The sequence below is a fragment of the Okeania sp. SIO2F4 genome (assembly GCF_010672385.1).
Lineage (GTDB): Bacteria > Cyanobacteriota > Cyanobacteriia > Cyanobacteriales > Microcoleaceae > Trichodesmium.
In genome coordinates, this window is the sequence record NZ_JAAHGT010000523.1 from 3,100 (window position 1) to 6,681 (window position 3,582).

Below are 3,582 nucleotides of genomic sequence, written 5' to 3' on the forward strand. Positions count from 1 at the left end.
CCTGTGTTAATTACTTAATAACTGAAGTGCGACATAAGTATAGCAATGCTTTTGGGAATTGGTATTATCTTACCGAAAAATTTGGGTAGTTACACTTCCTCTTTTAAGAGGATAAAAAAAAGAAGATTCCGGATTTTATTGCCTCCTTATACCATTTATCAAAAAGAATGCTATACCCGATTGGGTGGCGAAGTGTGGGGAGTGTGGGGAGTGTGTGGAGGAGTAAAAACAAGAATAATAAATATTAACTAGACTATTATTAGCAAAAAATGATTTCCCCTGTGTTAATTACTTAATAACTGAAGTGCGACATAAGTATAGCAATGCTTTTGGGAATTGGTATTATCTTACCGAAAAATTTGGGTAGTTACACTTCCTCTTTTAAGAGGATAAAAAAAAGAAGATTCCGGATTTTATTGCCTCCTTATACCATTTATCAAAAAGAATGCTATACCCGATTGGGTGGCGAAGTGTGGGGAGTGTGGGGAGTGTGTGGAGGAGTAAAAACAAGAATAATAAATATTAACTAGACTATTATTAGCAAAAAATGATTTATCCTGTGTTAATTACTTAATAACTGAAGTGCGACCTAAGTATAGCAATACTTTTGGGAATTGGTATTATTCGGTGGAGGTACTGATAACTGATAACTGTTTCCCTGCGCGACATGTTTGCGGAGCATTCCGTCAGGAAAAAACGAACTTCCTCCGCTCTTTAGGCTAACTGATAACTGAAATTACCTAGCTTTCAGGAATTAAGGAACTCAGAGACGCTAACTCCTAAAACCACAAGTAGAGCTTCGAACTCAGCCTCTTAATTTTTACTTGATAAATCAGCTCAAAGAGAGAGTTTTTACCGAAAAATTAAGGTATAAAGCCTCTCCATTCATAGAGAAAAAGTGGTTGTTTGCGGAGCATTCCGAAGGATGGGATGGCTCCGAAACCTGCGCCATATCCAATCTCCCCTTGAGAAGACAAAAAAATCCTTTTAGTCAATCCTTCCATTACAGAAGAGGTAATTATTAATTATTAATTATTAATTGTTGCAGATCCACTCTCCATTATTCATTATCTATTATTCATGATTCATTAATGAAAAGATACCACTATATTTTCTATTGATTCTTCAATTAGCTTTTCCATAAAAGCATCACTAACTAAAGGTTTACTGTATACAAAGTTAAAAAACATTTTTTCTTGGAAAGTTGAAACATTAACATCAAAAATATTACCAAAAATGGTTATTGCTGGAGCAAAACTAATTTCTTCTAATTTCAAATCACCATATTCCGATGGAATTTTTACTTTGCCAATATTAGATATTAATATGGAATGAGTGGTTTTTTCGGGATGATCCAAATAGTCTTCTAAAGCTTGACAAAAAGAAAAAACACTATTGTAGATTTCAGGTGTTTTTATTCTTTCTTTAATCTGCTCTGTAGCTTGTTTTGCTAATTCCCAAAATGGCATTTTTTGATTAACTGTGTAAAAACAAGTTAAGGCTGAAATTAAGATTCCCATCTGTTCATCACCAACAGGATAATTTACTTTTCTTCTCATTTCTACTGGGAAAAAACAACTGAAATAAAAGTCTCTATCTTTTGGTTCTAAATTTTTAGCTAATGCCAACATCATTGCTGAAGAAATAGCCCCTTGAACAGTGAGTTTTTCTTGTTTACAACGTTGAATAAGTTGTTGAGTTAAACTGGGATTTAATTGTTTTTGAATAAATCCACAGGTACGTTCTTGATGAGGTACATATTTTTCAATAGGAATTGTATCTATTGGTTGATTTGATTTTGATAATTCAGCATTATTTTTTATGGTGTAGTCAGAAATTATTTCCTCCATACAGGGAGGAGGTGCTAATTGAATGACTTGAGAAATTTGGCTATTTGATACTATTTTTTGATAAAAATTTAAAATCTCTGAATGTAAGTGAACAGCACAAATACCATCTGCGACTGAATGATGAACTTTGGTAATTAAATAATTAGTTGTACTTTCTTCACTTGGTTTTAGCAAAATAGCTTTTATCAAGACTTTTCTGCTTTCAAACTTTCCATTTAACTCATTACTAACAATAGTTAGCCAATATTCAGGTTCAGGGTTCAAAACAATTTCTAAAGGTATTTTCTCTGTACCTTCAGTTTTAAACATTAGGTTATCTAAAGGTCCAACAATATGAGAATTTAATCGAGGATGACGCCGTTGAACTAATAAGAGCGATCGCCTCAAAACTTCTGGGTCGAGAAATCCTGTAATTTTTCCAATTACAACAATGTGCAATGTGTTGACTTCGCGTTGAACAACTTCCCAGCCTTTTTCTATACTAAAAAGAGGTCTATTATTAGTGATGTTGGTCATGTTTTTAGCCTAAATTATCGTAAATTACAATACAGGGATATATAGCAAAAATCCCTGATATTTAGTATTAGACAGCCTAATAAATAAAACGGGTCGATCGGTTTAACTATTTGCTTGAGAAATTGAATTTTAATCGCTCGACTTCGTTTCTACGTTCACCGTGAGTTTTGACTGATTATATTTTTGAACCTAAGCATTTCCTAGGGAATGCTACGCAAATAGATATAAACTTTTAGCTTGCCTCCTGGGTCGGAACTGCCGACTTCAGCTAGATTATAATTACGCTCGTCTTGTCTGGAAATCAGAAATTATTATTGATATATTTCAAATAACTTCTAGTAGAAATAAGTAGCTCTTCAGTTAATATAAGTGTTCCAGGACTTACCCATGAGGCAGGAAAAATTAGACTTTGAGATAGCTTCCCTGTTAGTAGCAATGATTAAAATACATTTTACTGCCCAAGTCGAACCTATCCCACTATTTTTGAAACCCTTATATTCAGGTAATATAAAAAAAGAATGCTATATATGATTGGGTGGGGAAGTGTGGGAAGTGTGGGAGGTGAGGGGAGAGCTTAAAAGTAAGAAAAATTTATAAAATACCGACTAAATAATTGCCAAAAACAGACTTGGAATCTTGTTAACTATTGAGGTGTTGAGTTATAGCATTACTTTTGGTAATTTGCAGATATACCATTCGCTAAAAAGAATGCTATATCTGCCAAATGTGGGAAAGTTTCATTTCAGTTATCAGTTATCAGTTATCAGTAAAAAGAGGGGAACCATTCATTGGTATTGAAATTATCATGACTTACGCAGAGGTACTATATACATGGTATTTGCGTAATTCCTAATTATAAAGTGCCATCTTTTCATCCCCTATTCAAGGGCATGCTTTGGACTTCCTGGTTTTGGTTAAAAGTAGGAAAAATCTATAAAATACCGATTAATAATTGTCAAAAATAGACTAGAAATCTTGTTCATAAATTAACAATTAACAATTCACAATTGAAGTAGCAGTCAGCACTCAGCTAGCCTCTTTCAGAGGAGCTGCCTCTTACAGAGGAGCTTCGCTAACGCTAACAGCAGCCAGCTTATTCAAGGTGTATAATGGGGGATTCTTTCCCCCCACGCAAAGCGCACCACTAATTTTTTCGCTCCTCTTGTGGGGGACCGTTACCCTCGAATTGAAGAGCGCTCCAGCTAAATGCGCTCAA

Annotated in this window: 3 protein-coding genes; 2 read left to right on the forward strand and 1 reads right to left on the reverse strand. The window is 34.3% G+C overall.

All coding sequences use genetic code 11. The features are described from left to right. Positions 1-45 precede the first annotated feature (45 nt). Entirely contained in the window at positions 46-252 is a 207-nt protein-coding gene (locus tag F6K22_RS26500) for a hypothetical protein (protein ID WP_293104950.1), read from the forward strand. A gap of 71 nt (positions 253-323) precedes the next feature. Continuing rightward, positions 324-530: a hypothetical protein gene (locus F6K22_RS26505; RefSeq protein ID WP_293104950.1), complete on the forward strand. Its 207-nt coding sequence runs from the start codon at positions 324-326 to the stop codon at positions 528-530. 558 nt (positions 531-1,088) lie between these two features. Here F6K22_RS26505 and F6K22_RS26510 read toward each other — a convergent pair. After that, on the reverse strand, positions 1,089-2,366 hold the full coding sequence (locus F6K22_RS26510; protein WP_293104953.1) for a phthiocerol/phthiodiolone dimycocerosyl transferase family protein: 1,278 nt from the start codon (positions 2,364-2,366) through the stop codon (positions 1,089-1,091). Positions 2,367-3,582 lie beyond the last annotated feature (1,216 nt).